Annotated in this window: 29 protein-coding genes; all 29 read right to left on the bottom strand. The window is 50.0% G+C overall.

From position 1 onward, the window contains the following. Positions 1–15: 15 nt before the first annotated feature. Positions 16–1107, bottom strand: a complete 1092-nt coding sequence (gene flhB, locus A7K91_RS07045; protein WP_068681086.1) for a flagellar biosynthesis protein FlhB — start codon at positions 1105–1107, stop codon at positions 16–18. Positions 1108–1120: 13 nt separating this feature from the next. Next, positions 1121–1915 carry a flagellar biosynthetic protein FliR gene (gene fliR, locus A7K91_RS07040; protein WP_068681084.1) on the bottom strand — a complete coding sequence of 265 codons (795 nt, stop codon included), beginning with the start codon at positions 1913–1915 and terminating at the stop codon, positions 1121–1123. An 11-nt stretch (positions 1916–1926) separates the two neighbouring features. Beyond that, positions 1927–2196, bottom strand: a complete 270-nt coding sequence (fliQ, locus tag A7K91_RS07035) for a flagellar biosynthesis protein FliQ (RefSeq protein ID WP_068681082.1) — start codon at positions 2194–2196, stop codon at positions 1927–1929. Positions 2197–2215: 19 nt separating this feature from the next. Continuing rightward, entirely contained in the window at positions 2216–2974 is a 759-nt protein-coding gene (gene fliP, locus A7K91_RS07030; RefSeq protein ID WP_068681080.1) for a flagellar type III secretion system pore protein FliP, read from the bottom strand. Continuing rightward, complete coding sequence (locus A7K91_RS07025; protein ID WP_068681078.1) at positions 2964–3587, bottom strand: flagellar biosynthetic protein FliO; 624 nt, start codon at positions 3585–3587, stop codon at positions 2964–2966. The genes fliP and A7K91_RS07025 overlap by 11 nt, the downstream gene beginning before the upstream one ends. Before the next feature lie 11 nt (positions 3588–3598). Then, the gene (locus A7K91_RS07020; protein WP_068681076.1) at positions 3599–3961 is read right to left on the bottom strand and encodes a response regulator; all 363 of its coding nucleotides are present in this window, start codon (positions 3959–3961) and stop codon (positions 3599–3601) included. A 19-nt stretch (positions 3962–3980) separates the two neighbouring features. Then, a complete protein-coding gene (gene fliY, locus A7K91_RS07015) occupies positions 3981–5237 on the bottom strand; it encodes a flagellar motor switch phosphatase FliY (RefSeq protein WP_068681074.1) in 1257 nt (418 codons plus the stop codon). Beyond that, entirely contained in the window at positions 5227–6228 is a 1002-nt protein-coding gene (gene fliM, locus A7K91_RS07010) for a flagellar motor switch protein FliM (RefSeq protein ID WP_068681072.1), read from the bottom strand. Before fliM ends, fliY begins: the two co-directional genes overlap by 11 nt. 37 nt (positions 6229–6265) lie before the next feature. Next, entirely contained in the window at positions 6266–6730 is a 465-nt protein-coding gene (locus A7K91_RS07005; protein ID WP_068681071.1) for a flagellar basal body-associated FliL family protein, read from the bottom strand. Further along, positions 6727–6954: a flagellar FlbD family protein gene (locus tag A7K91_RS07000; RefSeq protein ID WP_068681069.1), complete on the bottom strand. Its 228-nt coding sequence runs from the start codon at positions 6952–6954 to the stop codon at positions 6727–6729. Before A7K91_RS07000 ends, A7K91_RS07005 begins: the two co-directional genes overlap by 4 nt. Before the next feature lie 56 nt (positions 6955–7010). After that, positions 7011–7823, bottom strand: a complete 813-nt coding sequence (gene flgG / locus A7K91_RS06995; RefSeq protein ID WP_068681067.1) for a flagellar basal body rod protein FlgG — start codon at positions 7821–7823, stop codon at positions 7011–7013. An 89-nt stretch (positions 7824–7912) separates the two neighbouring features. Next, complete coding sequence (locus A7K91_RS06990) at positions 7913–8302, bottom strand: TIGR02530 family flagellar biosynthesis protein (protein WP_068681065.1); 390 nt, start codon at positions 8300–8302, stop codon at positions 7913–7915. After that, positions 8299–8787, bottom strand: coding sequence for a flagellar hook capping FlgD N-terminal domain-containing protein (locus A7K91_RS06985; RefSeq protein WP_068681063.1), 489 nt, complete (start codon positions 8785–8787; stop codon positions 8299–8301). Before A7K91_RS06985 ends, A7K91_RS06990 begins: the two co-directional genes overlap by 4 nt. Before the next feature lie 37 nt (positions 8788–8824). Next, the gene (locus tag A7K91_RS06980) at positions 8825–10189 is read right to left on the bottom strand and encodes a flagellar hook-length control protein FliK (RefSeq protein WP_068681061.1); all 1365 of its coding nucleotides are present in this window, start codon (positions 10187–10189) and stop codon (positions 8825–8827) included. A 46-nt stretch (positions 10190–10235) separates the two neighbouring features. Then, complete coding sequence (locus tag A7K91_RS06975) at positions 10236–11141, bottom strand: MotE family protein (protein WP_068681059.1); 906 nt, start codon at positions 11139–11141, stop codon at positions 10236–10238. A 35-nt stretch (positions 11142–11176) separates the two neighbouring features. After that, positions 11177–11623, bottom strand: coding sequence for a flagellar export protein FliJ (gene fliJ, locus A7K91_RS06970; protein WP_068681057.1), 447 nt, complete (start codon positions 11621–11623; stop codon positions 11177–11179). Between the two features lie 8 nt (positions 11624–11631). Then, positions 11632–12960 (bottom strand): flagellar protein export ATPase FliI, encoded by a 1329-nt coding sequence (fliI, locus tag A7K91_RS06965; RefSeq protein WP_068681054.1) that lies wholly within the window; start codon positions 12958–12960, stop codon positions 11632–11634. Beyond that, complete coding sequence (locus A7K91_RS06960) at positions 12938–13786, bottom strand: FliH/SctL family protein (protein ID WP_068681052.1); 849 nt, start codon at positions 13784–13786, stop codon at positions 12938–12940. Before A7K91_RS06960 ends, fliI begins: the two co-directional genes overlap by 23 nt. Then, on the bottom strand, positions 13779–14780 hold the full coding sequence (gene fliG / locus A7K91_RS06955) for a flagellar motor switch protein FliG (RefSeq protein ID WP_425415648.1): 1002 nt from the start codon (positions 14778–14780) through the stop codon (positions 13779–13781). The genes A7K91_RS06960 and fliG overlap by 8 nt, the downstream gene beginning before the upstream one ends. A gap of 23 nt (positions 14781–14803) precedes the next feature. Next, a complete protein-coding gene (gene fliF / locus A7K91_RS06950) occupies positions 14804–16375 on the bottom strand; it encodes a flagellar basal-body MS-ring/collar protein FliF (RefSeq protein WP_068681048.1) in 1572 nt (523 codons plus the stop codon). A gap of 37 nt (positions 16376–16412) precedes the next feature. After that, on the bottom strand, positions 16413–16718 hold the full coding sequence (fliE, locus tag A7K91_RS06945; RefSeq protein ID WP_068681046.1) for a flagellar hook-basal body complex protein FliE: 306 nt from the start codon (positions 16716–16718) through the stop codon (positions 16413–16415). Between the two features lie 27 nt (positions 16719–16745). After that, entirely contained in the window at positions 16746–17198 is a 453-nt protein-coding gene (gene flgC / locus A7K91_RS06940; RefSeq protein ID WP_068681043.1) for a flagellar basal body rod protein FlgC, read from the bottom strand. A gap of 5 nt (positions 17199–17203) precedes the next feature. After that, positions 17204–17617: a flagellar basal body rod protein FlgB gene (gene flgB, locus A7K91_RS06935; protein ID WP_068681041.1), complete on the bottom strand. Its 414-nt coding sequence runs from the start codon at positions 17615–17617 to the stop codon at positions 17204–17206. A 262-nt stretch (positions 17618–17879) separates the two neighbouring features. Further along, positions 17880–18650, bottom strand: a complete 771-nt coding sequence (codY, locus tag A7K91_RS06930) for a GTP-sensing pleiotropic transcriptional regulator CodY (protein ID WP_068681039.1) — start codon at positions 18648–18650, stop codon at positions 17880–17882. Between the two features lie 27 nt (positions 18651–18677). After that, complete coding sequence (hslU, locus tag A7K91_RS06925) at positions 18678–20078, bottom strand: ATP-dependent protease ATPase subunit HslU (RefSeq protein ID WP_068681037.1); 1401 nt, start codon at positions 20076–20078, stop codon at positions 18678–18680. A gap of 23 nt (positions 20079–20101) precedes the next feature. Next, positions 20102–20647, bottom strand: a complete 546-nt coding sequence (gene hslV / locus A7K91_RS06920) for an ATP-dependent protease subunit HslV (RefSeq protein WP_068681035.1) — start codon at positions 20645–20647, stop codon at positions 20102–20104. A gap of 32 nt (positions 20648–20679) precedes the next feature. Next, positions 20680–22008: an FADH(2)-oxidizing methylenetetrahydrofolate--tRNA-(uracil(54)-C(5))-methyltransferase TrmFO gene (trmFO, locus tag A7K91_RS06915; RefSeq protein WP_068681033.1), complete on the bottom strand. Its 1329-nt coding sequence runs from the start codon at positions 22006–22008 to the stop codon at positions 20680–20682. A 151-nt stretch (positions 22009–22159) separates the two neighbouring features. Next, entirely contained in the window at positions 22160–24259 is a 2100-nt protein-coding gene (gene topA / locus A7K91_RS06910) for a type I DNA topoisomerase (protein WP_068681031.1), read from the bottom strand. A 28-nt stretch (positions 24260–24287) separates the two neighbouring features. Further along, complete coding sequence (gene dprA, locus A7K91_RS06905) at positions 24288–25412, bottom strand: DNA-processing protein DprA (RefSeq protein WP_068681029.1); 1125 nt, start codon at positions 25410–25412, stop codon at positions 24288–24290. Positions 25413–25642: the final 230 nt, after the last annotated feature.

The raw sequence follows: 25642 nt of genomic DNA, 5'->3' as shown, positions 1-25642 counted from the left end.
CCCGCCAAATGATGTCTACTTGATGCGACCTTTTACCTTATATACGTATGCCAGCACTTCCGCCACAGCCTGGAACAGATCCCCCGGTATCACATCACCGATTTCAGCACGTTCATATAGCGCTCTGGCTAGCGGCTTGTTTTCCATCGTAACGACGTCGTGCTCCTTGGCTATTTCTTTAATCCGCAAGGCTACATGATCCATGCCCTTCGCCAGCACCTTCGGCGCTTCCATCTGCGATGCGTCGTATTTAAGCGCAATCGCAAAATGCGTGGGGTTCGTAATGACAACGTCGGCTTTTGGCACTTCCTGCATCATCCGCTGCAGCGCCATTTTACGCTGCCGTTCGCGAATGCGGCCTTTGATCAGAGGGTCGCCCTCCGATTTTTTAAACTCGTCCTTAATATCCTGCTTGGACATTTTAAGACTTTTTTCATGCTCATACTTTTGGTACATATAGTCCAGGAAGGCCAATACAATTAATACGGCGCCGATTTTAATGCCAAGATTAATCGTAATTTTTGCCGCAAAGGCAAAGATGGCGGGGATCGGCTGCATCGGCAAAAGCAGCAGCTTTTCCCATTCGCCGGCTATAGTGGTATACACCATAAGCGCAATGATCGTCACCTTGAGAATGCTTTTTAAAAATTCCGCAAGACTTCTCATCGAAAAAATGCGTTTGAAGCCTTGAATAGGATCCAGCTTTTTTATGTCGGCCTTCAGCGAATGCCCTGTCAGCAAAAATCCGAATTGGACCACATTGCCTAGGACGCCAACAACCATAGCGATTGCAAAAATGGGAAGCAGCAGCAACAGAACCTGCCACACGATGTTCAGAAACAATCCCATAATGTTTTCGGTTGTGAGCTCCATCGTCAGCCAGTCCTCGAAGAGACTTCTGAACAGCCCCATCACTCCAGAGCTGTAGTGATTGCCCAGCATGAGAAACGAAGCGAACACAAAAAGCAGTATAAATGCGCCAGGCAAATCGGCGGATTTGGCAACCTGCCCTTTTTTACGGGAATCGTTTCGTTTTTTCGGCGTTGCTTTCTCCGTCTTTTCCTGGTTAAACAACTGGAGGTCAAGCTTTAAGCGATAGCTGCGCATAACGGCCTCCCCCCTATTCTCCGGATGGCGGCCCCTGCACAATGCCGAACAGCTGCTCCAGAGAATCAAACATAATCGAAAAGAGCTTTTCAAACAAAGCGCCCATCGAAGGCATCAACAAAATCATAAGAAAAATGCCAATCAGCAGCTTCAATGGCAGGCCGATAACAAAAACGTTGAACTGTGGAGCGCTTTTTGTTAAAAAGCCAAGGCCTACATCAGTCAAAAACATAGCCACCATAATAGGAGCGGCGATTTGGATTGCAAGTACAAATGTGGTAGCAAACGTCCTCACCAGAAAGTCTGAAATCCCGCCGCTCATCATGATGCTGTAAAACTCGTTGGAAAGCGGCATCCAGGTATAGCTGTTCATCAGCCCGCCCAGCAAGTAATGATGGCCGTTCATCATTAGAAAAACAACCAGCATAAGCATGTACTTGAAATTACCCATCAAAGGAGCCGATATGCCGGTATGCGGATCAACCACGTTGGCCATTGCCAAACCGATTTGCATATCCATAATGCCTCCAGCCATCTGAACGATGGAGAAAAACAAATACACAACAAACCCCAGCAACAAGCCAATAATGATTTCCCGAAAAACAGCCAGTACATACTCTTCATTTGGAATGACGGATTCGCCGACTCCGTAGGTCAAATAGACCATAAGCGATATAAAAAAACCAAGGCCGATTTTAAACGTATTCGGGACGCTTCTCGACGAAAAAATAGGCGCCACGACGAAAAAAGCGGTAATTCGACAAAAGATTAACAAAAAAATAGGTGCTCCTTGAGCAATTGCACTCATCAGCTCACAGCCTAACCGATGTAGATATGTAAGTTGCTGAACAACCTGTAGGTAAAATCAACAACTGTGTTTAGGATCCATGGCCCAAATATAATGACGGCAATAAATACCGCAACAATTTTGGGTACAAACGCCAGCGTTTGCTCTTGAATTTGCGTCGTAGCCTGAAAAACACTGATGAGCAAGCCTACTACCAGAGCCAATACCAGCATGGGGGCGCTGGCCTTTAAAACGGTGTATAAGGCACTGCTGGCCAGACCGATTACAAACTCCGCGCTCATAAGGCGTCCCCTCCCGCTGTCATGTTGTGTTAAAGCTCAGCAGCAAACCCCTGACGACCAGATACCAGCCGTCTACCATAACAAACAGCAGCAATTTAAACGGCAGGGATATCATAATCGGCGGAAGCATCATCATGCCCATCGCCATCAATGTGCTGGCTACAATCATGTCGATCACGAGAAACGGAATAAAAATAAGAAAACCCATCGTAAACGCTGTTTTGAGTTCGCTGATGGCATAAGCCGGAACCAGCACCGTTAACGGTGTATCCTGAATAGAAGCCGGAGGATCCGTTTTGGTGTAGTTCAGAAACAATTGCAAATCCTTTTGCCTGGTGTGGGCTCCCATAAACTCCTTCATAGGGATTGCAGCCTGTTCAAAGGCTTCCGTCTGAGTAATTTCACCCTTTAAGTAGGGCTGAAGAGCTACATCATTCACCTGGCCAAAGGTTGGAGCCATAATAAAAAAGGTCATAAACATTGCCAGTCCGATCAGAACCTGATTAGGCGGCATTTGCTGTGTCCCCAGCGAAGTTCGAACAAAGCCGAGCACAATTACAATTCGGGTAAAGCTGGTCATTAAAACCATGATGCCGGGAGCTATGCTGAGCACTGTGATAAGAAGAAGCAGCGACAAGGCACTTGTTCCTGGCTGATCTCCCGAGCTATTGCCGATATTGATTGAAATATCGGGCAGAGGCTCCGCAAAAGCCTGTCCGTTTATGAACAGCGACAGTAGAAGAATACTCAATAGGGCCAGCGTCTTCTTATTTCTCATCATCCATCAACCGTTCATGACTATTTTGATTTTTGAGCAGCTGCTCAAGCTGCTGCTTGCGTTGCGATTGTCCATTCAGCTTGCCTTCCAGCATTTGCTGGAAGGTGGAGCTTCCGCTGTCTCCTGTTTTGCCGGCGTTTTTACCTCGCCATTTGCCCAACAGCTCAACAACGTTTCCTGGTCCCCACACAGCAGTTGTTTCCTTGTCCAAAACCTTCAGGATATCGGCGACCCGCTCAGCATCATCGATCTTCTCCAGCAAGGTGACCGTATCTCCAACACCTACAATATAAATAGTTCCGGCGATTTCCAAAACCTGTACGGAACTGTTTTGCCCCAAAGCTATTCCGCCAAGCGAACGCATGGAACGATTGATTCCCCAAGCCCGGCTTCCTTTGGAAAGCCATTTGATCACGATCACGATCAGCACGATGACAATGGCTAGCGCAACCATCAGCCACGCAACGCTGCCCAACATATTCCCCGGGCCATCAAACGGAATCTGCGTATCCGGGACTTCAGTCCCACTATTGCCGGATGCGGCAACCATTCCAGGGAAAACCGTCGATGCCGCGGCCGTCAGAATGGCCGTCCGCTTATGCAATACGTTCATTAAAGCGGACCTTATCCCAAAGCTTTCTTAATCGCTTCAATTACGCGATCCGCCTGGAACGGTTTAACGATAAAATCTTTGGCGCCTGCTTGAATCGCATCAATAACCATCGCTTGTTGACCCATGGCGGAGCACATAATGACTTTTGCGCTTCCATCCAGCTTCTTGATTTCCTTCAACGCTGCAATACCGTCCATCTCCGGCATCGTAATATCCATTGTGATGAGGTCTGGCTTCAATTCCTTATATCTCTCAACCGCTTGCGCGCCGTCCGGCGCCTCTCCTACTACCTCGTACCCATTTTTCGACAAAATATCGCGAATCATCATGCGCATAAACGCTGCGTCGTCAACGATAAGAATCCGGTTTGCCATCTTCATTTCCTCCCAGGAGTTATTGTAATTTTTGAATTCGGTCCCATTGACTAACGATATCCGTTACGCGGACACCAAAGTTTTCGTCGATGACGACAACCTCGCCCTTGGCAATAAGCTTATTGTTGACCAAAATGTCAACAGGTTCGCCCGCCAGCTTGTCCAGCTCAATTATTGAGCCTTGCGACAACTCGAGAATATCTTTGATTTGCTTCTGGGTCCTTCCTAATTCTACAGTGACCTTCAACGGTATGTCGAGTAATAAATTTAGATTTGTTGTATCTGGCCCTTCATAGGCCTGCCCGCCGAAATTTGCGAACTGGACCGGCTGCACATTAATGTTTCGCGCAGGAGGCGCTGCATGGGCAGCTGGACTTGGATATCCGGCAGGAGCATCGTAATAAGGAGCCTGCGGCGGATAACCAGGAGGCGCTGCTGCCGGCTGCGGCGGCGGCTGATGATAAGCTGGCGGCGGTGTCGGCGGAGCCGGGGCCGGCGCTGCTGCTGCAGCTGTCTGCTGAACCGCTGCCTGCGTTTCTGCAACAGCAGGAGGGGCCGCTGGCGGTGGCGGAGCGCTTTCTTCAACGCCACCCATCAAGGTTGATACCATTTCCTTCGCAAAGGAAACCGGCAGCAACTGCATAATTGTTGAATCTATCAAATCTCCGATTGTCAAATGGAAGGAAATTTTGATAAACACATCCACAGGCGGCAAATGCTCCATCCCGTTGCCCGCATCTACATCCAGGATGTCGATGCCAGGGGGTGAAATGTTGACCAGACGATTAAAGATAGTGGACATCGAGGTAGCCGAGGAGCCCATCATCTGATTCATTGCTTCCTGAACAGCGCTGATATGAATTTCATTCAGCTCTTCCGGCGTAACAACGCCTTCTCCGCCCAACATCAGGTCCGCGATAATCTGCGCATCCTGAGTACGTATAACGAGCGAGTTGATGCCTTCAAACCCGTCAACATATTCAACGCTGACCGCAACATGAGGTTTGGGGAAAATGTCGCCAAGCTCTTCACGCTTGACCAGCGTAACCTGAGGCGTTGTAATATCCACTTTTTTGCCCAGAAGCGTAGACAAAGCGGTAGCTGCGCTGCCAAAAGTGATATTTCCGATTTCGCCCAGAGCATCCTGCTCGATTGCCGACAAGTAATCCGACAGCACAACCTCGTTAGCCTCGGCTGGAACGTCATCGGGCTCGTTGGAGGACTGCCGAAGCAATGCATCAATCTCCTCCTGGGACAAATAGTCTTTACTCGTCATAATCTTTTTCAGCTCCCTCGCTTACAATTTCGTCCACCTGAACAGCCAGCTTGTCCCTAATGGAACCCGGACTGCCGATAAACTTCAGCTTATCTCCAACTTTTATATTCAGTCCTTCATCAACCGGTTTGTTTAAGGTTAGAACATCACCGATATTCAAGGTCAAAAACTCATGGATCGTTATAGATGTCTCGCCTAGCTCCGCCACAATCGGCAGCTTGGCTTTATGCAAGCGCTGCTCCAGTATTTCAACCTCTTCGGGCGCCCGTTCCTTCTTCTGCGACACAAACCAGTGATGCACGGACAATCTTGGCATAATTGGCTCCAGTACGACATGCGGGATACACAAATTGATCATGCCGGTTGTATCCCCGATTTTGGTACTGAATGAAATCAGCGCAATCGTTTCATTGGGAGAAACGATTTGCATGAATTGCGGATTGGTTTCCAACGCCTCGAGTCTCGGCGTAATGTCGATAACCGTTTTCCACGCTTCCTGCAGGCTGTCGAAGGTTCTGGCGAAAACCCGTTCCATGACCGTTGTTTCAATTTCAGTCAAGTTGTTGATTTTGGATGGCGCGGTGCCTTGTCCGCCTAACATCCGGTCAAGCATGGCATAGGCGACGTTAGGATGCACCTCGAGGACCATTCGTCCTTCAAGCGGCTCCGCTTCAAAGATATTCAAAATCGTCATTTTGGGTATGGACCGAATAAACTCATCATAAGGCAACTGCTCTACGTCTACTACATTAATCTGAACGAAAGTGCGGAGTTGCGCCGAGAAATAGGTTGTCAAAAATCGCGCGAAGTTTTCGTGAATGCGTGTCAAGCTCCTTATATGATCCTTCGAGAAACGAACTGCGCGTTTGAAATCATAGACGCTGACCTTCCGCTGAACCTCTTCCTTCTTCAAGTCTTCTGCGTCCATTTCACCGGATGACAGCGCGGCAAGAAGCGCGTCTATCTCATTCTGCGATAATACATCAACCAATTCTCTCACCTCCTTCGGGAATATCGCGCCGAGGGCGTTACAGTTCCGTAATTATGATATCTGTAATTTCAACCTTGATCATCTTTCCTTTAGGGAGGATAGGGTTCAGCAGATTAAGCAGCTTTGTTTCAAGAGCATCCTCGCCCTGCGAACCTTGAAGCTCGCTAGCCGTCGTATCGGCCAAAGTCCGGCTGATGACCGGTTTAATTTCTAGATCCAAAATCTGATCAAATTCCTCTTTCGTTTTTTTGCTGTCCAGCTGGAAAGCAAAGCTCAAAATGACGACATAATTTTGATCCTTCAAGTTCCGGCGGTACTCTGTTAGAACAGATGTAACCTCAACCCGTTCTTTGGCCGACAAGGTTTCCACCTTGACTTCGGGTTTTGGTTCTTTATTTCCGTCTTTGTCGTCAAACATGTAGTTAAATGCGATAACCGCAACAATGGCGATAAGTATAATTGAGAGAACAATAGAAACTAACCAGGGCAACATTTTTTTCATGATGCCGGACCCTCCAATCTTTCCAGCTTATGGTTCGCGTTAATAAGGCCGATCGTGCCTAAATACTGGCTGGTCAATGCAATGATTTCGTCGGCCCTTTCCTTAACCACAAGCTTGTTGCCTGTCGAGAGTGAAATAACCGTGTCGGCAGCCTCTTCAACCCATTCAATCAGAAGAGCATTGATAATGACCTTCGTGCCGTTCAAGCGCGTTACAGGAATCATCAGGCGGCCTCCTTTATGTAAGGGAGGCTGAACCAGCCTCCCGGCTTGCTACAAAATTAACGTTTCAGGTTAACAACTTCCTGCAAAATTTCATCGGATGTGCTGATTATGCGGGAATTTGCCTGAAAGCCGCGTTGCGCAACAATCATTTCCGTAAACTCGGCCGTCAAATCTACGTTCGACATTTCTAGCTGGCCGGAAATAACTGCGCCGGTTCCTGCATCGGCGTCATTAGCCGGAACGATTTCGAATTCTCCTTCCGGATTGGCGTTAACCGTCATCCGGTACAAATTGCCTCCGATTTTTTCCAGGCCGCTGGGATTGACAACCTTAACGATGCCAAGCTGACCACCATCTGCCTGTCCGTCAGCCGTTACGCCAATAATTCTGCCGTCCTGGCTGAAGCTGAATGCCGTAATTTCTGGGGCAAGAACGATAGGCGCTCCGTCCACGCCCAGAACGAACATGCCGTCCGCAGTAACAAGTTGTCGCGCGCCGTCAATGGTGAAATTGCCCGCGCGAGTCAGCAGCTGTTCAGTTCCGTCTCCGGCCGATACAACAAAAAATCCGTCGCCGTCAATCCGCAGGTCCTTTGCATCATTCGTTTGCATGGCGCTGCCCGCTGTATGGATTGTATCAATTGCGCCGATCGCTACGCCCAGGCCGATTTGGCGAGCGTTTACGCCGCCCCGCGCTCCGTCTTCAGGCGCTGTCACACCGGATACGGTCTGGCTCAAAATATCCTGAAACATAACCCTTCCGGCTTTAAAGCCGATTGTGTTGACGTTGGCAATGTTATTGCCGATTACGTCAAGCTTGGTTTGAAACCCTCTCATGCCGGAAACGCCTGAATACATTGATCTCAACATGGTTTCATTTCCTCCAATTTGGGGTATTAGTGCTTACTGGCGGCTACATCTGTCGGTCCGCAGCCGCAGGCCTCCTGAATGGTCCAGCCTTATGTCAAAATAATCGCACTGTCAATCTGGGTAAAGACGTTGCTCCGCATGCCGCTTTCATCCATTGCCGTTACAACGGTGCGACTGGGTACATTAACGATCATCGCAATATCCTTGTACACAATAAGAGAATCGCGCGCGCCTTTGGAAGCCGCCTCGTCCACCGCATTCATAATTCGGGACAGCGACTCCGGCTTGAGCTGGATACCGCGTTGCTCCATTCTTACTTCCGCATGATGGCTGAACTTGAGCACTTTCGATTGCAGCAGGTCATGAAACTCCGCGCCTTGCCTCTTCATTTCGCCCTGAGCTTTTTGATAGCTTTTGTCAACCTGCAGCGGCGAAGGACTTATAGGGAACAGGTGTCCAATTTTCATGCTGTCGCTCACGCTTCCTCCACCTCATCCTTCTCCCCAGCTGATTCCGCTCCTTGAGCGGGCTGACTTTCGGAAATAGAGATCAGGTAGTCCAATGCAACCTCGCTATCGCCAATCTTTGCATACAATACGCCTTCCTTGGACAAAATCGAGTCAACCTTACCATTAAAAGGAATGATTTGCCCTTCCTCATCGTACTCCTGCCACTCTACCCATTTACCGATCATGCTTGAAGCTGATCCGATGCTTTGTCGCAATTTACCGATTTCGGTCGCCATATTCATCAGCTGCTCCACAGAGGTAAACTGCGCCATTTGCGCAATAAACTCTTTATCCTGCATAGGCTGCATGGGGTCCTGATTACGAAGCTGCGTTACCAGGATGGACAAAAACTGATCCTTGCCAAGCGTATTGGACGATGATTTTTCAGCTGCTTTCTGGACATTGCTCTTGTGATAGCTAGGCCAAACGTTACTGGTAGATACACTGTCGGCCATTTCTGTTCACCCCCGTCCTTGTCCGATAGGAATTGCATTAAGCCGTTTCGTTAATACTTCTTCCAAAACCGAGCTCCTGAATGGCTGCCTGCTCGGCAATTTCCGATTCAAAAGCATTGTCCGTTACGCGCTCGTCATTCTGCTGATCCTGAGAATTGCGGAACGGGTTGCGATTGCCCTGCTCCTGCCCGTTTTGCCCGCTAAGCACGGCAGAGGACTCGCTTTGAGTAACCTCCAGCTTATCGACGTTTAAGCCTTGTGCCTGAAGCGATGAACGCAGCTGCGCCATTTGATTTTCAAGCATATCCTTGGCATGCGCCGTATCCGTCATAAAAACAGCGGTAAGCACGCCGCCTTGCATCGAAATGCGAACATCTACTCCGCCCAAATGCTCCGGAAACAGAGTAAGACGGGCTTCTGAAGCTCCATTCAAGGATCGGATATCAAACTTCGTCACAATCATGCCGCGCATCGTTTCAGCAAAATCCTCAGCCAGCACGAACGTGCTCGCGGTCTGGCTTGGTGCTGGCATCGGCGCATGCTCCCGGACGGTTTGTTGAGCAAGCAGAGAAACAGGCGTTGCGGCAACCATCTCTCCTTGCTGCTGCAAGCCTCCATCAGCCTGGGTCGTCACTTCGCTGCCTTGAACCGCCGCCGCCAGAATGGAAGGGTGGACAGCCTGGTGAGACATGCGTTGAAGCAAAACCGAAGCGTCCTTAGCCGAAGCGGATGCGGTATTGACCCATGCAGGAGTTTGTACGGTCTCCTTCTGGGAGGGCTGCTGCTTCGGAGCTTCGCCTTTCAACAAGGCAGCAAGCTCTCCAAGCTGCTTGGCAACCAGAGCCGCGGGCTCCTGACCTTGAACCTGCTTATGCAAGCCTTGCTGGAGCAATGTTTGCAACTGGAGGAGCGTATCCTGCAAGCCGCTTTTCAGGGTTAACGTTTGAGAAGCGTCATCCTCCGCTTGAACGACAGCGTTAGTTGCTTCATTAACCGCCTTCTGCAAGTGAACGGCAGGAAGGCCAAGCAAAACCAATAAAGCTTGCATACCTTCCAATGCGGCCAACAGCTCTTCAGGGCTGGCATTGGATTGTTGAGCATCCTCTTCCGGCTGAGCATCAAGCTGGTCTATTAACGAATCCATTAGTGCCAGAAGCTGCTCCAGCTCCGGCAATTCCGGCAGCACAGCGCCTTCTTGCGGCAGACCTGCTGCCGATGCAACCAAAGCATTCGGAGCGGCTGTTGACTCCTGAGCTTCCGCTTGACCGCCCATTTGCTTGACCAGCACCGTTTGAAAGCCTGCTGCACCTTCTGCAGCCGTTGTTCCTTGCTTCACGCTTGCTACTGGCGCTGAGCCGTTAGGAGCTACAGCGGTATTTGAACCTGCTACCATTACATCCATTATTGTTTTTCACCTCCCTTCTTATTGGCTGGCTTTATGAATGCGTCTAAGAGCCGGACATCAGTCTGGACATCATACTGGCAGTTGCGTTTTTGTCGATTTTGGACATCTCGCTCAAAATGGAGGAGCGCGCCGAATCGCTGACCGAATTTAAAATTCTCATCACCTTGCTAGGGCTCACTTCAATCATTTTGACCAAAAGCTCTCCCGCACTGGCTGCGTTCATAGCGCCAAAGGTTGCGCTTAGCTGATCCTGATCCAAAGTAGAGGAAACCGTTGTTTCCTTCGGCTGCGACGCCTCTTCCAGTCTCGCTTGCAGCGCCGCTATTTGCAGATCTTTGGCCTTAACGGCGTCCTTCATCTTCATGGTTGCTTCCGCAGCAATTTTTGCATCCATCTTTTCCATAATGCGCACTCGATCGTCAACTCTCATTGCGGAAAACAGCAGAACCATTTCATCCACGGTCATGTTTTGTACAATTGGAGCAGCCTTGCTAGGCGTCATTTTGGTAAACATGCTGGCGAGCTCGGAAATTTTGGCCTCATATTGCTCATCCTCCAGAAGACCCTCTTCATTTGCCAGCTTAAGCCGGGCATTTTCATCTTCCAGGTCTTTGATGGACTGCTCCTGCGTTTCCTTGGTTTGGGTTGCAGCGGCAAGCTCGCTTTTAAGCGTCAGCAGCTCCGTCTCCAATTCATCGATTTTTTCATTTAATTTGACTGAACGCACGCTTTCGTCGTCTTTAATGCCGCTCATTGATTCAGGCTTTGGAAGCGCATTTTTGAGAACAGGTATGTTTTGACCGATTTCCAGCGTCCGATTGCGGAAGTCGCTGTTTGTTGCATAAAGCAAGACGCCCAGCAAAACGATCACGACAAGAATCGGTATCATTAAAAACATAAAACGTTCAAAGCCGTTGTATTTCTGAGCTTCATCATTTGTGTCCGCCAATTTCGATCACTCCCTCTTGCCAGCGTTGCAGCCTTCTACGGTGACGGCATGATGAAACGAACCGTTGCCATTTCATCCAGCTCATTTTGCTCCTTGATTTGCAAAGCATGACGGAAACTTTCCCAGGCGCGGTCTTTGGCTTTGAGCCAAACCTTTTCATCCTTCATCTTGTCAGCCAGCTTGGAGCGGCATTGATCCACCGCCTTTTGAGCGTGTTGAACGTCCTCCAGCTTGCGTTCAATGCATGCTTGCAGATGGTCCAGATATTGGCCGATAACAAGCAGGTCTGATAATGGCACTGCTTGTGTGGTGGCCTGATGCAGCCTTTCCTCCCACTCTGCCTGGCTTTGACGAAGCTGATAGAGATTTTGTTCCTGAGTGGAGAGTTCGCCCAGCGCTCCTGAAAGCACCCATTCCGCTTGTGTTTTCTGGCTTGCCTTAAGATCCACAACCTTTTGAAATGAATAGTGGAAGGATGCCACCGCAGCACTCAACTCCTAAGAAATTGATTAATTAATGACTCTTGCGTTTCGCCTAAGGTCACTTTTTCATTCGTTTTTTGCTTTGTAAAAGCGTGAATGTCTTCTATATATTGAAGCGCCAAATCAATTTCTTTGTTTGAGCCTTGCTGGTACGCCCCAATATTGATCAAATCTTCCGAATCCCTGTATATAGAGAGCAGACGTTTTAGCGCGTTTGCCGCATCCTGCTGCTCCTCTGAAACAATTTCCTTCATAACGCGGCTGACCGAAGCCAAAACATCAATAGCCGGAAAATGTCCCTTATGCGCCAGGTGGCGGCTCAATACGATATGTCCGTCCAGAATACCGCGCACGGCATCCGCAATTGGCTCGTTCATATCGTCTCCGTCAACCAGAACAGTATAAAACGCGGTAATGGACCCTGTTGCACCGGTTCCCGCGCGCTCCAGCAGCTTTGGCAAAGCGGCAAACACGGACGGTGTGTAACCTCTGGTTGCCGGCGGTTCGCCGATAGCAAGACCGACCTCGCGCAGCGCCATTGCGTAACGGGTAACGGAATCCATCATCAGCATGACGTTCAAACCGCGATCCCGAAAATATTCGGCTATCGTCGTTGCAATTAATGCGCCTTTCATACGAATCAGAGCCGGCTGGTCGGAGGTCGCAACAATGACAACCGAACGCGCAAGCCCTTCAGGGCCAAGGTCCTTTTCGATAAATTCCAATACCTCGCGGCCCCGCTCGCCGATCAGCGCTATAACATTGACGTCGGCGGAAGTATTGCGGGCGATCATGCCCAGCAGCGTACTTTTGCCGACTCCGGAGCCGGCAAAGATGCCAACCCGCTGCCCTTGCCCTACTGTCAGCAAACCGTCGATGGCGCGGACCCCGATGCTCAGCGGATGTACCACTCTTGGACGGCCAAGCGGGTTGCTGGGAGCATTATGGGTTGAATAATGCTGCATTCGGCTGGGCAACAAGCTGCCATCAAGCGGATTACCCAATCCATCCAGTACCTTGCCCAGCAATTCCGAGCCTACCTGAACCGATAACGGCTTGCCGGAGCCTACAACATCGCAGCCAGGACTTATGGCATGCAGATCGCCAAGGGGCATCAGGATCACCTTGTTGTCCCTGAAGCCTACCACCTCCGCCTTCAGCGGTTTGGCGCTTTTGGAAGGATAGATATAACACAAGTCGCCAATGCTGGCATCCGGCCCCTCCGATTCCACAGTAAGTCCTATGACCTGGGTTACCTTGCCATTCACGCGTACGGGATCAATCGGCCTGAGGTGCTCCAGATACTTTGCCGAATCAAGCTTGATTCCAGTCCCCATTTTGACTTCTCTCCTCATTGCTCTGATGCGCCAATTGGATCAGCTCGCGTTTAATCTCCTGGAGCTGGGTATCGATACGCGCGTCAATGCTGCCAAATGCCGAACGAATGACACAACCATTGTCTTTAACGGTGGAATCGGGCAAAATTTGCAGCTCGGCCTGAGAATCAATGGCCATATTCAGCTCTTCCCTTGCCGCCTGTACGAATGGAAGCTGCTGAGGTGAAACGCAAAGCGTTATTACGCCTTGCTCCCTTCGGCGGGACAAGGCTTTGACAATAAGCTCCAGCGCCATTTCGGGAGCTTGACTCAGCTGCTTTCCAATGATTTTTTCCGCAATGGCGCAGCTAAGCTCTACAAGAAAAGGCTCTGCTTCCTGAATAATCTGCTCTCGAAGCGCATAAGCGCCCTTCAGAGCATCCGATGCTGCATCCAGGTTCTCCTGCCATTCCTGCTTCAGTTTTTCTTCCGCAGCGGCGGCGCCTTCCTGAAAGCCTTGCTCGAAACCGGATGTTCTTGCTTGCTCAAATGCCGCATTATCCTCGGAGCGTTTTTCCAGCCACCAGACATCTATTTGAGCCGTTGCCTCGGCCAGCATCCTTTCGCATTCCAGCGAAGCTTCCTGCAGCCGCTCATTGGCGAATGCCTGTGCGTCTGCCAAAATCTGATCGCGAAGCGAAACCGTTTCTTCATCTGGCCCAACCTCGATATCCTGACTGTTTTCATCCGATAAGCGGGTCAAAACCTCGCGATGATGACTTGCGCTCTGCAGCTTTTTGAGCTGGTCCAACGAAATAACGCTAGAAGATTTAATCAAATTAGACAATGATATCATCTCCTCCGCCGCGTGCGATAATAATTTCGCCCGACTCTTCTAAACGGCGGATTGTAGCCACGATGCGGGTTTGCGCTTCTTCCACGTCACGCAGCCTGACCGGGCCCATAAATTCCATTTCTTCTTTGAACGTTTCTGCCATACGTTTGGACATATTGCGGAAAATCGCTTCGCGTACTTCCTCGCTCGCCACTTTGAGGGCAAGCTGAAGATCGGCGTTTTCGATGTCGCGTATAATCCGTTGAATCGAGCGGTTGTCGATATTGACGATATCTTCGAAAACAAACATCCGTTTTTTGATTTCTTCGGCCAACTCCGGGTCCTGAATTTCCAGCGAGTCCAGAATCGTCCTCTCCGTGCCGCGATCTACGCCGTTCAAAATTTGAACAATGGAATCAATGCCGCCAGCATTGGTGTAATCCTGCGTTACCGTAGCCGACAGCTTTTGCTCCAGCACTCGCTCCACCTGAGCGATAACCTCCGGCGATGTGCTGTCCATCAACGCGATTCTGCGAGCAACATCGGCTTGCTTCTCTTGCGGAAGCGACGACAATATTTGCGACGATTGATCCGATTGCAGGTAAGACAATACGAGCGCAATCGTTTGGGAATTTTCGTTCTGAATAAAGTTCAGAATTTGCGCGGGCTCGGCTTTTCTTGCAAAGTCGAATGGCCTTACCTGCAGCGTGGCCGTTAACCGGTTAATAACTTCCATCGCTTTTGCTTCGCCAAGCGCTTTCTCCAAAATGTCTTTTGCATACGTAATACCGCCTTGCGATATATACTCCTGCGCGAGACAAATCTGATGAAACTCGCTTAATATTGTTTCGCGGTCCAGACTGTCCACCTTGCGCACATTGGCAATTTCAAGCGTGAGCTGCTCAATTTCTTCGTCGCGTAAATGCTTGAAAATTTGCGCAGACACTTCAGGTCCCAATGTAATTAACAAAATGGCTGCTTTCTGGCGCCCTGTTAGTCCTTGCATGCTTTTGGACAATTACAACACCTCTATTCATCCACAAGCCATGTGCGAAGAAGGTTGACAAATTCGTCAGGCTTGCGTTTGGCGAGTGTTTCCAGATTTTTGCGAGCTTGATTGTCATTGGTCACATTATCCAGATCAAGCGTAGGATATTCCACCTTGTTTGGTGCGGCGATCTCCACTTCTTCGATGGCCTCCTGCTTTCTTCTTCTCGACAGGAAGTAGACCAAACCGCCAATGATAGCCAGAGCGGCAACGCCAAGCCCGATTGCCCAAGGAAGCGAAATGGCGCTTGAGCTTGCAGTTGTTTGATTTTCTGCAAAATTTCTGGCAATCAGCGAAACTTTTCTGGTAATGACAGCGTCATTATTAATATCCTGACCAGAATCAGCCAATTGAGCGCGCACCAGCGTGGTCAAATAATTCATAATTGGCGTCCGGCTGGCCTCATCCGGCAACACCGTCTCATCTATCCCGATGCTGATGGACAAATCCTTTACGACAAAAGGCCCCGATTCAATGCTGCTGGTAATCCGGTCGACCTCGTAATTCCGAATTTGCGAGTTCGTTTCCGAAGAACTGCTGCCTTGCGATGACGCTTCATAACCCGGAACATCGGTTTCGCCAGTCCCGGCAACACCGCCCGCAGGCGAGCTTTCGCCCGTCGAGGTGGAGCTGTTGATTTCTTCGCTCACAATAATGCCGTTATTATTGTTATTTTCAAGCGGCCGCACCAGGTTTTCATTGCTGACCTTCTTATCGAAGTTCATGCTGCTGGATATGCTGACCACCAGATTTTCCGTACCGACAAGCGGTCCAAGAAATTGCTGGATATTCTTTTTAAGCTCGGCCTCGTATTTACGCTGAATCTGGAATTGCATCTCCACAACATCAGCGCTGCCAGCGGCTGCATTGGCCGTCATAGACGGAGTGAGCTCGCCTTGCGGGCTGGAGATGGTAATATCCTCTATTTCCAAGTTGGTCACTGTAGCTTTTACTAGATTATAGTAGCCATCAATGGCCTGCTGGGTCGGCCTAAAGCCAGGCGTAAATTGCATAACGATAGCAGCTGTAGGTTTTCCTGTATCAGCCGGTGTCAGAAACACGCTGGCTTCCGGAGCTGTGACCAGCACCTTGGTGCTTTGAACACCTTGAAGACCATTCAGCAGCTTTTGAACCTCGCCGTTAAAAGCGCTTTGTTTGATAACATTAAATTCGTTTTCCGTTGTTCCCAGCTGAGAGGTGTTGGAGCTGAAAATTTCAAATCCAATCGAACCATTCTGTACCATGCCTTGGGAGCCTACGGCAATTTTCGTTTTCGTAACCATTTTGCTCGGCACGTAGATGCTTGTCCCGCTATCGGACAACTTGTATGGGATGGATTGACCATCCAAATAAGTGATCACTGCTTGCGCGTCTGTCGAATCAAGGTTTTGAAACGCAAGCTCGTATTCAGTTCGGGTGAATACAATGGTCAGCAATGTAATTGCAACCACCAATCCAGCCAGTGACGCGCCTAGCCATATTTTTTGTTTTCTGCCCATCTGGCTCCAGAATTGCGAAAGTCTGCCGCGATATTGGGCGATTTTCTCGTTCACGTTGTCACCTCACCCAATTACTATGCTGATCCATTTCCTAAAGCTGCATCCGCATCATTTCCTGATAGGCTTCCACTACCTTGTTGCGGACCTGTGAGGTAAACTGCAAACTGAGCTGCGCTTGCTCGGCGGCAATCAGCACTTTCGTTACATCCACCTGGCCAACTAAATATTGATCGTTCAACTTATGTACATTTTTTTCTTGTGCGTTCACATTGTTGATGGCCGTCTGCAGCATTTGTCCGAAAGACTCCGTCATTTCGGCGGGCGTTGCTTTTTGAGCTTGTCCCAGTTCATTAAGCTTCACCTGCGCAGTCTGGCCCAGCGTTACCGATTGTATCATCTCTTCCCTCCTTATCGTTGTCGACTACTACCTCTTGCCGATTTCCAGCGCCTTGACAAACATGCTTTTTGTTGCGTTAAGAGCCGTTATGTTTGCTTCATATGCACGAGATGCCGCAATCATATCGACCATCTCCTTGGCGATATCAACGTTAGGCATATTTACATAGCCGTTGGCGTCGGCGTCGGGGTGGGTTGGGTTGTACACTAGTTTGCTTGGTGTCTGATCCTCCTTAATTTGGGCTACTCTTACGCCCTGTAGGGATTCCTTACGGCCAAGCTGCGTGTTTAGCAGAGATGAAAAGGACTGTTGCAGCGGCTCAAGCACGACCATCTTGCGCTTGTAAGGTTGAAACTGACCGTTGACATAACTTCCTCTTGTCGATTCTGCGTTGGTAATATTTGATGAAATAACATCCATTCTCAGACGCTGCGCTGTAAGGGCCGAAGCGCTGATATCAAACCCCGTAGATATTCTCATTCAGGCTACCCCCTTCCTTCAATAGCAGTACGCATCATTTTCAGATCATGGTTGATTTGCTGAATGTAGAAGTTGTAGCTGAGCTGGTTTTTAGCCAGCAGGGACATTTCTCTTTCGAGATCGACGTTGTTCTGATTATTGCCCATTGTTGTTCCGGTGTCGGTAACGACCTGAGCTTCAGGCAATTTCGAAGCCGAGGACCCAATTGGAAGATGTCTGGGATCAGTCCTAATACCCGACAATTTTGTCAATCCAGTACCTATTGCCTGCTCCAAAAGTTGTTCAAAGACGACTTCTGAGCGTTTGAAATGCGGTGTTTCGACATTGGCTACATTGTTGTTGATGACGCGCTGCCTCATTTCTGCCGCATAGACAGCCGCTTCCATCCGCTGAAATGATGAGCCGTTTAGAAGATTCATGTTTGTTCACCACTTTCGCTATGAAAATCTCTTTGACATAAGATATTCAACAGAATTTTGCGCATTCCTTCCTCGTTCGACAGATTTTTATTAAAAAAATGAGATGACTTTGTCGATTTTCGCTAACACGACTATCTTCACTAATTTCCTAATTTATTACAATAAGAAAAAAGCCCCATCTTTTTAAATCAAGATGGGGCTTTTCGACCAAAAAAATATGAAAAAGGCTTTACGCATGCGGCATGGAGAACCATGACTTTTGTTAAGCTTTTATTTTTTGCAGCTCCTGCTGAAGCTGCTGGTTCAAGATACGGATATAGGTCCCTTTCATGCCTAAGGAGCGGGTTTCGATAACGCCCGCGCTTTCCAGCTTGCGCAAAGCGTTGACGATAACGGAACGCGTGATGCCCACTCTATCCGCAATTTTGGATGCCACAAGCAATCCTTCCTTGCCGTCCAGCTCTTCAAAGATATGCTCCACCGCCTCCAGCTCGCTGAACGACAGCGAACCAACAGCAACGGCAACCACGGCGCGGCTCCGAACCTCCTGTTCAATCTCGTCCGCACGCTCGCGCAGGATTTCCATGCCAACAATGGTTGATCCGTATTCCGCCAACACAAGATCATCCTCATCAAATTCGCCCGTCGGGCGGGTTAGAATCAGCGTACCCAGCCGGTCGCCGCCGCCAACAATAGGAACAATCGTCATAATTTCGCCATCGCCAAGACGCGGGAAGGCTTCACCTATGCCGGCATCAGGCTTTACGTTTGTTAACGGCTCGCCCGCATCCAAAAAACGGTCATTTGCCGGTACTGAGAATCTAAGCTCGTCCACTCCAAGCGAGCGTAGAAAGTCATGATCGTATACGTCGATGGCCGCGCAACCCAAAATTTTCCCCCTGCGGCTAACGACAAATACATTACTCTGAATCGTCGTGCACAGCACCTCCGCCATTTCACGGAAGTTAACCGCCTTGCCGGCTGCGCGCTGCAGCAGCCGGTTTAGCGTTCTTGTTTTGTTCAATAAGCTCATTTCCTATTGTCCTCCCAGACTTGACCCTTACAAAATATATTGGCTTAAATCGCGATCCTTGGAGATGTTCCCCAGCTTCTCGCGTACATATTCAGGCGTAATCGTCATGTTTTCCAACGACAGCTCCGGCGCTTCGAAGGATAAATCCTCCAGCAGCTTCTCCAGAATCGTATGCAATCTGCGGGCTCCTATGTTTTCCATATTGCGATTGACGTCAGCGGCAATGGATGCCAGTTCATGAATGGCTTCCGGCGAAAATTGAACGTCAATGCCCTCGGTTTGCAAGAGTGCGGTATATTGCTTGGTCAGCGCATTTTTTGGCTCGGTCAATATGCTGACGAAATCATCCAGGCTAAGGCTGGTAAGCTCCACCCGGATCGGGAACCGGCCTTGAAGCTCCGGAATAAGATCGGATGGTTTCGCGATATGGAACGCGCCCGCAGCAATGAACAGAATATAGTCCGTTTTGACCGGACCGTATTTCGTCATGACCGTTGAACCCTCCACGATGGGCAAAATATCGCGCTGAACGCCCTCGCGCGAAACATCCGGGCCGGAGCCTCTGGACGGGCTGGCTATTTTATCAATTTCGTCGATAAAGATGATGCCGCTTTGCTCCGCTCTCGTAATGGATTCTGTAATAACGTCGTCCATATCGATCAGTTTGTTGGCTTCTTCCTGAGTAAGCGCTTTGCGGGCTTCCTTGACCGGAAGTTTCCGTTTTTTCGGCTTCTTCGGCATCAGTTGGCCTAACATTTCTTGCATATTCATGCCCATGCCTTCGGGACCTTGGCCCGACAGCATATCCAGCATGCTTGGAGAGGTGTCCTCCACCTCGATTTCGATCACTTCATTTTCGAGCTTGCCCTCCGCGAGCTGTTCCCTGATTTGCGCGCGCCGCGCCTGCAGCGACTGGTCGCCTTCCTTGTCGACTTCCTCCGGTTTTTCCTCGCTAGAGCCGCCAAACAACATTTCAAACGGATTTTTGGCGGATTTTTGCTTTGCCGCCGAAGGAGCCAGCAGCGTGACGATTCGTTCGTTCGCCATCTTCTCCGCTTTATCCTTGACGCCTTCCGTTTTTTCAGACTTGACCATACGGATTGCTGTTTCCACCAGATCGCGAATCATGGACTCCACATCGCGGCCGACATAACCAACCTCGGTAAACTTGGTTGCCTCCAGCTTTACGAACGGCGCCTTGACCAGCTTCGCCAGCCTGCGGGCAATTTCCGTTTTGCCCACGCCCGTCGGGCCGATCATCAAAATGTTTTTGGGCACAATTTCGTCCCGAATGGATTCGTCCAGCTTGCTTCTCCGATAGCGATTGCGCAACGCTACCGCAACGGAACGTTTGGCATCCTTTTGGCCTACAATGTATTTATCCAGCTCCGCGACGATCTGGCGCGGTGTCAACGCATCATTTCCCATGGTTTCATCGCCTCCGCTATCATCTATACGATTTCTTCGACAATAATATTATGATTGGTGAACACGCAAATCTCTGAGGCTATTTCAAGCGACGCCCGCGCCATGTCCTTTGCTTCCATATCCGTCGCGTGACGCTTCAGCGCCCTTGCGGCCGAAAGAGCAAAGCTGCCCCCGGAGCCAATCGCCAAAATGCCGTCATCCGGCTCGATAATTTCGCCATTGCCGGAAATAAGCAGCAAACCCGATTTATCCATTACCAGCATCATCGCTTCCAGCTTGCGCAGAATCCGATCGGATCGCCAGTCCTTGGCCAATTCCACTGCGGCCCGCTGCAGGTTGCCGTGATGCTCCTCCAGCTTGGCTTCAAATTTTTCGAAAAGCGTTATCGCGTCCGCAACCGAACCCGCAAATCCGGCAACCACTTGTCCCCGGTAAAGCCTGCGAACCTTTTTCGCCTGATGCTTCATGACCATGCTGTTGCCAAAGGTAACCTGGCCGTCGCCGGCAATTGCTCCTTTGCCGTTGTGACGAACAGCACAAATCGTTGTGGCATGAAACTGCATTTCCATGACGATGCCTCCTTGTATCAAGTTCTCATAGTCTACTGTACGGCGATATGCGGCAAATGTTCCTTTTTAAAAGCTTCAATTTGCTCAAGAGCGCGATTAGCGATCGCTTCGTTTTTCTCTTTTTTGCCCTTAATCCGTTTTTCAAGCGGCGGGAAAAGGCCAAAGTTGGCATTCATCGGCTGGAAATGCTTAAAATCGGCAGTCGTAATGTAATGAGCCATACTTCCAAGCGCCGTCATCTCGGGAAGAACCAGCGGCTCCTCGCCTTTAGCGACGCGCGCAGCATTAATGCCCGCAACGAGACCCGATGCCGCGGATTCCACATACCCCTCAACGCCCGTCATTTGACCGGCAAAAAAGAGGCCTTCGCGCTGCTGCATTTGATAGGTTGGCTTCAGCAGCTTGGGCGAGTTGATAAACGTGTTGCGGTGCATCACTCCGTAACGGACAAATTCGGCATTTTCCAGCCCCGGAATCATGCTAAACACCCGTTTTTGCTCTCCCCACTTCAGATGGGTCTGAAAACCAACCATATTGTACAGCGTACCCGCAGCATTGTCCTGGCGAAGCTGAATAACGGCATGCGGCAGCTTGCCCGTATGAGGGTTAACCAGGCCGACCGGCTTCATCGGTCCAAACAGAGCCGTTTGCTTGCCGCGCCGCATCATCACTTCAATAGGCATGCAGCCTTCAAAATAAATTTCTTTTTCAAACTCCTTCAGCTCTGCTGTTTCCGCCGCGATCAACGCTTCATAAAAAGCGTTAAACTCCTCTTCGTCCATTGGACAATTCAAATAAGCCGCTTCGCCTTTGTCATAACGGGAAGCAAGATATACCTTATTCATGTCGATGGAATCTTTTTCAATAATGGGGGCGGCCGCATCGTAGAAGTAAAAATACTCTTCTCCAAGCAGTTCGCGGATTCCGCTCGACAGCGCAGGCGCCGTTAGCGGTCCTGTAGCGATAACCGTAATCCCCTCCCCCGGAATTTCGGTTACTTCTTCATTACGAACTTCAATGAGTGGATGATTGCGCAAACGGTTCGTCACTTCGCCTGAGAAGCCCTCGCGGTCAACGGCTAGCGCTCCGCCCGCTGGCACGGCATGTTGATCCGCGCAGCTAAGAATAAGGGAGTTCAGACGGCGCATTTCTTCCTTCAAGACGCCTACTGCATTGCTGAGTCCGTTGGCGCGCAGACTGTTGCTGCACACAAGCTCCGCAAATTGATGGGTATGATGAGCAGGCGTCTGCTTAGCAGGACGCATTTCATAAAGTACTACCGGTACACCGAGACTCGCAATTTGCCAAGCGGCTTCGCTTCCTGCGAGACCGGCGCCGATAACGGTCACCTTCTGAGACAAAAAACTTCATTCCTTCCGATTGGCTTGTCTACAACAAACCTTAAACTAATTTTTTGAAGATTCTGACGGATAAAGTCAAAAGCGGCGGCAATGCCGCAGGGACAGGCAAGCCCGGCTTATTAAGCCGGGGCCCGTCTTTTATAATAGATGGTTATGCCTGCTCCTCATGGTCCTCATCCAGCACTTCTTCGCTGTAATCGCAGGATACACATTGAAGGCGTACGCCATTGCGATTGCGCTTTTCAACTAACATGGCTTCGCATTTGGGACATGGCTTGCCTGTCGGCTTATCCCACGATACAAAGTCACAGCCCGGATATTGATCGCAGCCATAAAAAATCCGGCCTTTTTTGCTGCGGCGCTCAATAATTTTACCCTCGCTGCACTTGGGGCACGCCACCCCGATATCTTTCACAATCGGCTTTGTATTACGGCAATCCGGAAAGCCGGAGCAAGCCAGGAACTTGCCGAAGCGGCCCATTTTATAAACAAGATGGCGGCCGCACTTCTCGCACAGCTCATCGGAAACCTCATCCTGAATTTCGATTTCCTTCATCTCTTCCTCTGCAACCTCAAGCCGCTTCTCGAAGGATTCATAGAAATTGGCGAGCACCTTTACCCAGTCCTCGGTTCCTTCCTCAACGTGGTCAAGATTGCCCTCCATGTTGGCTGTAAATTCCGCATCCAGTATTTCCGGGAAAAACTCTTCCATCAGCTGGATAACCAATTCGCCAAGCTCTGTCGGCATAAACTTTTTCTCTTCCATCGCAACATAGCCGCGCTTCTGGATCGTTTCCAGCGTCGGGGCATACGTGCTGGGGCGTCCAATGCCCAGCTCTTCCAGCGTGCGGACCAGGCGGGCTTCAGAATAACGCGGCGGCGGCTGGGTGAAATGCTGCTTGGGCTCGATGGCCTCCGGCTTGATTTCCTCGCCCAGCGCTAATGCAGGCAAAAACTTATGTTCTTCAACCGTTCCATCGTCGTTACCCTCAACGTACACCTTCATGAAGCCGGGGAATTTAACCTTGGAGCCGGAAGCGCGGAATACAGTTTCTCCCGCTTTTAAGTCGACGGTCATCGTATCCAGAACGGCGGATGACATCTGGCTTGAGGTGAAACGCTCCCATACAAGCTTATACAAACGCAATTGATCCCGGGACAGGAAAGGCTTCATGGATTCCGGGTCGCGCAGAATGGAGGTTGGCCTGATGGCTTCGTGCGCATCCTGGGCATTGCTGTTCTTTTTTACATAAACTCGCGGCTGCTCCGGCCAAAATTCTGCTCCGTATTTTTCGGAAATATAAGCTTGAGCTTCTTCCTGAGCCACAGGCGATATACGGGTAGAGTCTGTTCTCATATAGGTGATCAAACCAACCGTGCCTTCCTTGCCAAGCTCTACGCCTTCATACAGCTGTTGGGCTACCGACATCGTTTTGGACGCGCGGAAGCCGAGCTTGCGCGCAGCTTCCTGCTGCAGCGAGCTCGTAATAAATGGAGGCGCCGGATTGCGAAGCCGCTCTTTCTCCTTGACCTCGGAAACGTTAAACGGAAGCCCCTTCATGGCCGCGAGCACTTCCTGAACGTCGGCTTCCTTGGCAAGCTCGCGCTTTTCGCCCCTTAAGGAATAATATTTGGCATCAAACGTCAGCCCTTTGTGCTGCAGCTTTGCCGTTATGGACCAATATTCCTCAGGCACAAAATCCTCAATTTCATTTTCCCTGTCATTAATCAGCTTGACCGCAACGGACTGAACGCGCCCGGCAGACAACCCTTTTTTCACTTTTTTCCAAAGCAGCGGACTAATCTTGTATCCTACCAGACGATCCAGAATACGGCGCGCCTGCTGGGCGTTAACCAGATCCATATTAATGGGACGCGGGTTTTTGAACGCATCCTTGACCGCTTGCTTTGTTATTTCATTAAATACGACCCGGCAGGTTTCTTTTTCATTCAGCTCCAGGTAATGAGCCAGATGCCAAGCAATCGCTTCCCCCTCGCGATCGGGGTCAGCCGCTAGAAAGACATGTTTAACTTTTTTGCTGGCATCCTTCAGTTCCTTCAGGACGCTGCCTTTTCCGCGAATCGTAATATATTTGGGATTAAAGCCATTCTCCACCTCGACGCCAATCTGGCTCTTAGGCAAATCCCGAATGTGACCCATTGACGCTTTCACAATGTATTTGCTTCCCAGATATTTGCCGATGGTTTTGGCTTTGGCCGGTGATTCTACGATAACTAATGAATCTGCCATACGAGGTGCCTCCTCTCTTTGCGACTAGTTACAATACACAGTATATAGAGCCTGCTTGCAGCCCGATTTTCCGTTTTATACATAAATTTAGCAGAAGTGCGTTCAAATGTCCAAACGGAATGCCAGATGTTTCATGGAGCTCGTCGATCGTAAGCTGTTGATCCTGCAAAAGCGCGATCAGCTTAAGCTCCTCCTCGCTTTCTCCTGAAGAAGCGTAAGACGGCCCGTCACTCCGTCCTGCCAGCTGCTTGGAAACTGTATCTCCAAGCCACTCCAGCTCACTGGCTACTTGTCTGGACGAGCTAATCAGCTTCGCCATTCCATCCCGTATAAGGGCGTTTGGACCTTCGCTTTTGGGCGATGAGATCGGTCCGGGAACGGCAAACAATTCACGATCCATCTGAAATGCAAATTTGGCGGTTATTAACGAACCGCTCTGGCTTGCTCCCTCCACAACGATCGTTGCTCTGGACAATCCCGCGATAATGCGGTTACGTTGATGAAATTGTCCGCGATGAAGCACCGTGCCAAGCGGCGTTTCGGAAAGAAGCAGCCCATTCTGGGCGATCTTCCGGAACAAGGACTGATTTTCTGACGGGTAGCAGGTATCAATGGGCGTAGGCAAAACGGCGATCGTACCGCCCTTCTCCTCCAAAGCCGCCAGATGCGCAATGGCATCTACCCCTTTGGCAAGGCCGCTAACTACGGCAAAGCCGTCCTGAGCCAGCTCGCGCGCCATTAAAGCCGCCGTATGCCTGCCGTAAGCGGTGGGCACCCTTGTGCCTACCAGCGCCACAGCGGGGCGTTCCAGCAACTCCAGCCGTCCCTTAGCATACAACACCCAAGGCGGCTGTGCAATCTCTTTTAATATAGAAGGGTAATTTTTGTCATAATATGTGATGATTGCGGTCCCGCTCTGTTCTATCTGGCCAGAGCTTGCCAAATCCGGACTCTGTCGCTTGCCTGCAAGCAAAGCGGCCGCTTTCTGGGCGCGTTCCTTGCGGAACCCGATTTCCTGAAGCTGCCCGGCGTCCCAGCTTTCCGTGGTCCACATTGCGGCGTTAACGGCTCTGTCGATGTTATGCCAGCCTATGCCCGGAATGCGATGCAGCTCAATAATCATTTCTTTTATTTTTTGCTCTGTGTCATTCATCACGATCAGCACCTTTTCATGGGAGCCAACCTGCATTCCTATATTGTGCGTTACATTTGCAAGGATTGCAAGTCAGCCTCGCCGGAATGAAAAAAGGCAACCTCCCGCCCGCGATTGTTACGCAGCGAAAGGTTGCCTACCTTTAATTCTAATAGCCTCTCGGCATTCGCCAAGGCAGATGGGACAAGGGATTCCTTGAACCATCATTATTAGCATCCTCCTACTTATGT

Origin of the sequence: Paenibacillus oryzae, from assembly GCF_001675045.1 — a bacterium.
In the GTDB taxonomy this organism is placed as follows: domain Bacteria; phylum Bacillota; class Bacilli; order Paenibacillales; family Paenibacillaceae; genus Pristimantibacillus; species Pristimantibacillus oryzae.
The sequence above is the reverse complement of the archived record's forward strand: the minus strand, read 5'-3'. Positions and strand labels throughout refer to the sequence as shown.

Bases quoted from the DNA above. Each gene is read 5' to 3' on its own strand.
- flhB (WP_068681086.1), bottom strand. From the start codon at position 1,107: ATGCGCAGCTATCGCTTAAAGCTTGACCTCCAGTTGTTTAACCAGGAA.
- fliR (WP_068681084.1), bottom strand. From the start codon at position 1,915: ATGAGTGCAATTGCTCAAGGAGCACCTATTTTTTTGTTAATCTTTTGT.
- fliQ (WP_068681082.1), bottom strand. From the start codon at position 2,196: ATGAGCGCGGAGTTTGTAATCGGTCTGGCCAGCAGTGCCTTATACACC.
- fliP (WP_068681080.1), bottom strand. From the start codon at position 2,974: ATGAGAAATAAGAAGACGCTGGCCCTATTGAGTATTCTTCTACTGTCG.
- A7K91_RS07025 (WP_068681078.1), bottom strand. From the start codon at position 3,587: ATGAACGTATTGCATAAGCGGACGGCCATTCTGACGGCCGCGGCATCG.
- A7K91_RS07020 (WP_068681076.1), bottom strand. From the start codon at position 3,961: ATGGCAAACCGGATTCTTATCGTTGACGACGCAGCGTTTATGCGCATG.
- fliY (WP_068681074.1), bottom strand. From the start codon at position 5,237: ATGACGAGTAAAGACTATTTGTCCCAGGAGGAGATTGATGCATTGCTT.
- A7K91_RS07005 (WP_068681071.1), bottom strand. From the start codon at position 6,730: ATGAAAAAAATGTTGCCCTGGTTAGTTTCTATTGTTCTCTCAATTATA.
- A7K91_RS07000 (WP_068681069.1), bottom strand. From the start codon at position 6,954: ATGATTCCTGTAACGCGCTTGAACGGCACGAAGGTCATTATCAATGCT.
- flgG (WP_068681067.1), bottom strand. From the start codon at position 7,823: ATGTTGAGATCAATGTATTCAGGCGTTTCCGGCATGAGAGGGTTTCAA.
- A7K91_RS06985 (WP_068681063.1), bottom strand. From the start codon at position 8,787: ATGGCCGACAGTGTATCTACCAGTAACGTTTGGCCTAGCTATCACAAG.
- A7K91_RS06980 (WP_068681061.1), bottom strand. From the start codon at position 10,189: ATGGATGTAATGGTAGCAGGTTCAAATACCGCTGTAGCTCCTAACGGC.
- fliI (WP_068681054.1), bottom strand. From the start codon at position 12,960: ATGGGGACTGGAATCAAGCTTGATTCGGCAAAGTATCTGGAGCACCTC.
- fliG (WP_425415648.1), bottom strand. From the start codon at position 14,780: ATGCAAGGACTAACAGGGCGCCAGAAAGCAGCCATTTTGTTAATTACA.
- fliE (WP_068681046.1), bottom strand. From the start codon at position 16,718: ATGATACAATCGGTAACGCTGGGCCAGACTGCGCAGGTGAAGCTTAAT.
- flgC (WP_068681043.1), bottom strand. From the start codon at position 17,198: ATGAGAATATCTACGGGGTTTGATATCAGCGCTTCGGCCCTTACAGCG.
- flgB (WP_068681041.1), bottom strand. From the start codon at position 17,617: ATGAATCTTCTAAACGGCTCATCATTTCAGCGGATGGAAGCGGCTGTC.
- codY (WP_068681039.1), bottom strand. From the start codon at position 18,650: ATGAGCTTATTGAACAAAACAAGAACGCTAAACCGGCTGCTGCAGCGC.
- hslU (WP_068681037.1), bottom strand. From the start codon at position 20,078: ATGGGAAATGATGCGTTGACACCGCGCCAGATCGTCGCGGAGCTGGAT.
- hslV (WP_068681035.1), bottom strand. From the start codon at position 20,647: ATGGAAATGCAGTTTCATGCCACAACGATTTGTGCTGTTCGTCACAAC.
- topA (WP_068681031.1), bottom strand. From the start codon at position 24,259: ATGGCAGATTCATTAGTTATCGTAGAATCACCGGCCAAAGCCAAAACC.
- dprA (WP_068681029.1), bottom strand. From the start codon at position 25,412: ATGAATGACACAGAGCAAAAAATAAAAGAAATGATTATTGAGCTGCAT.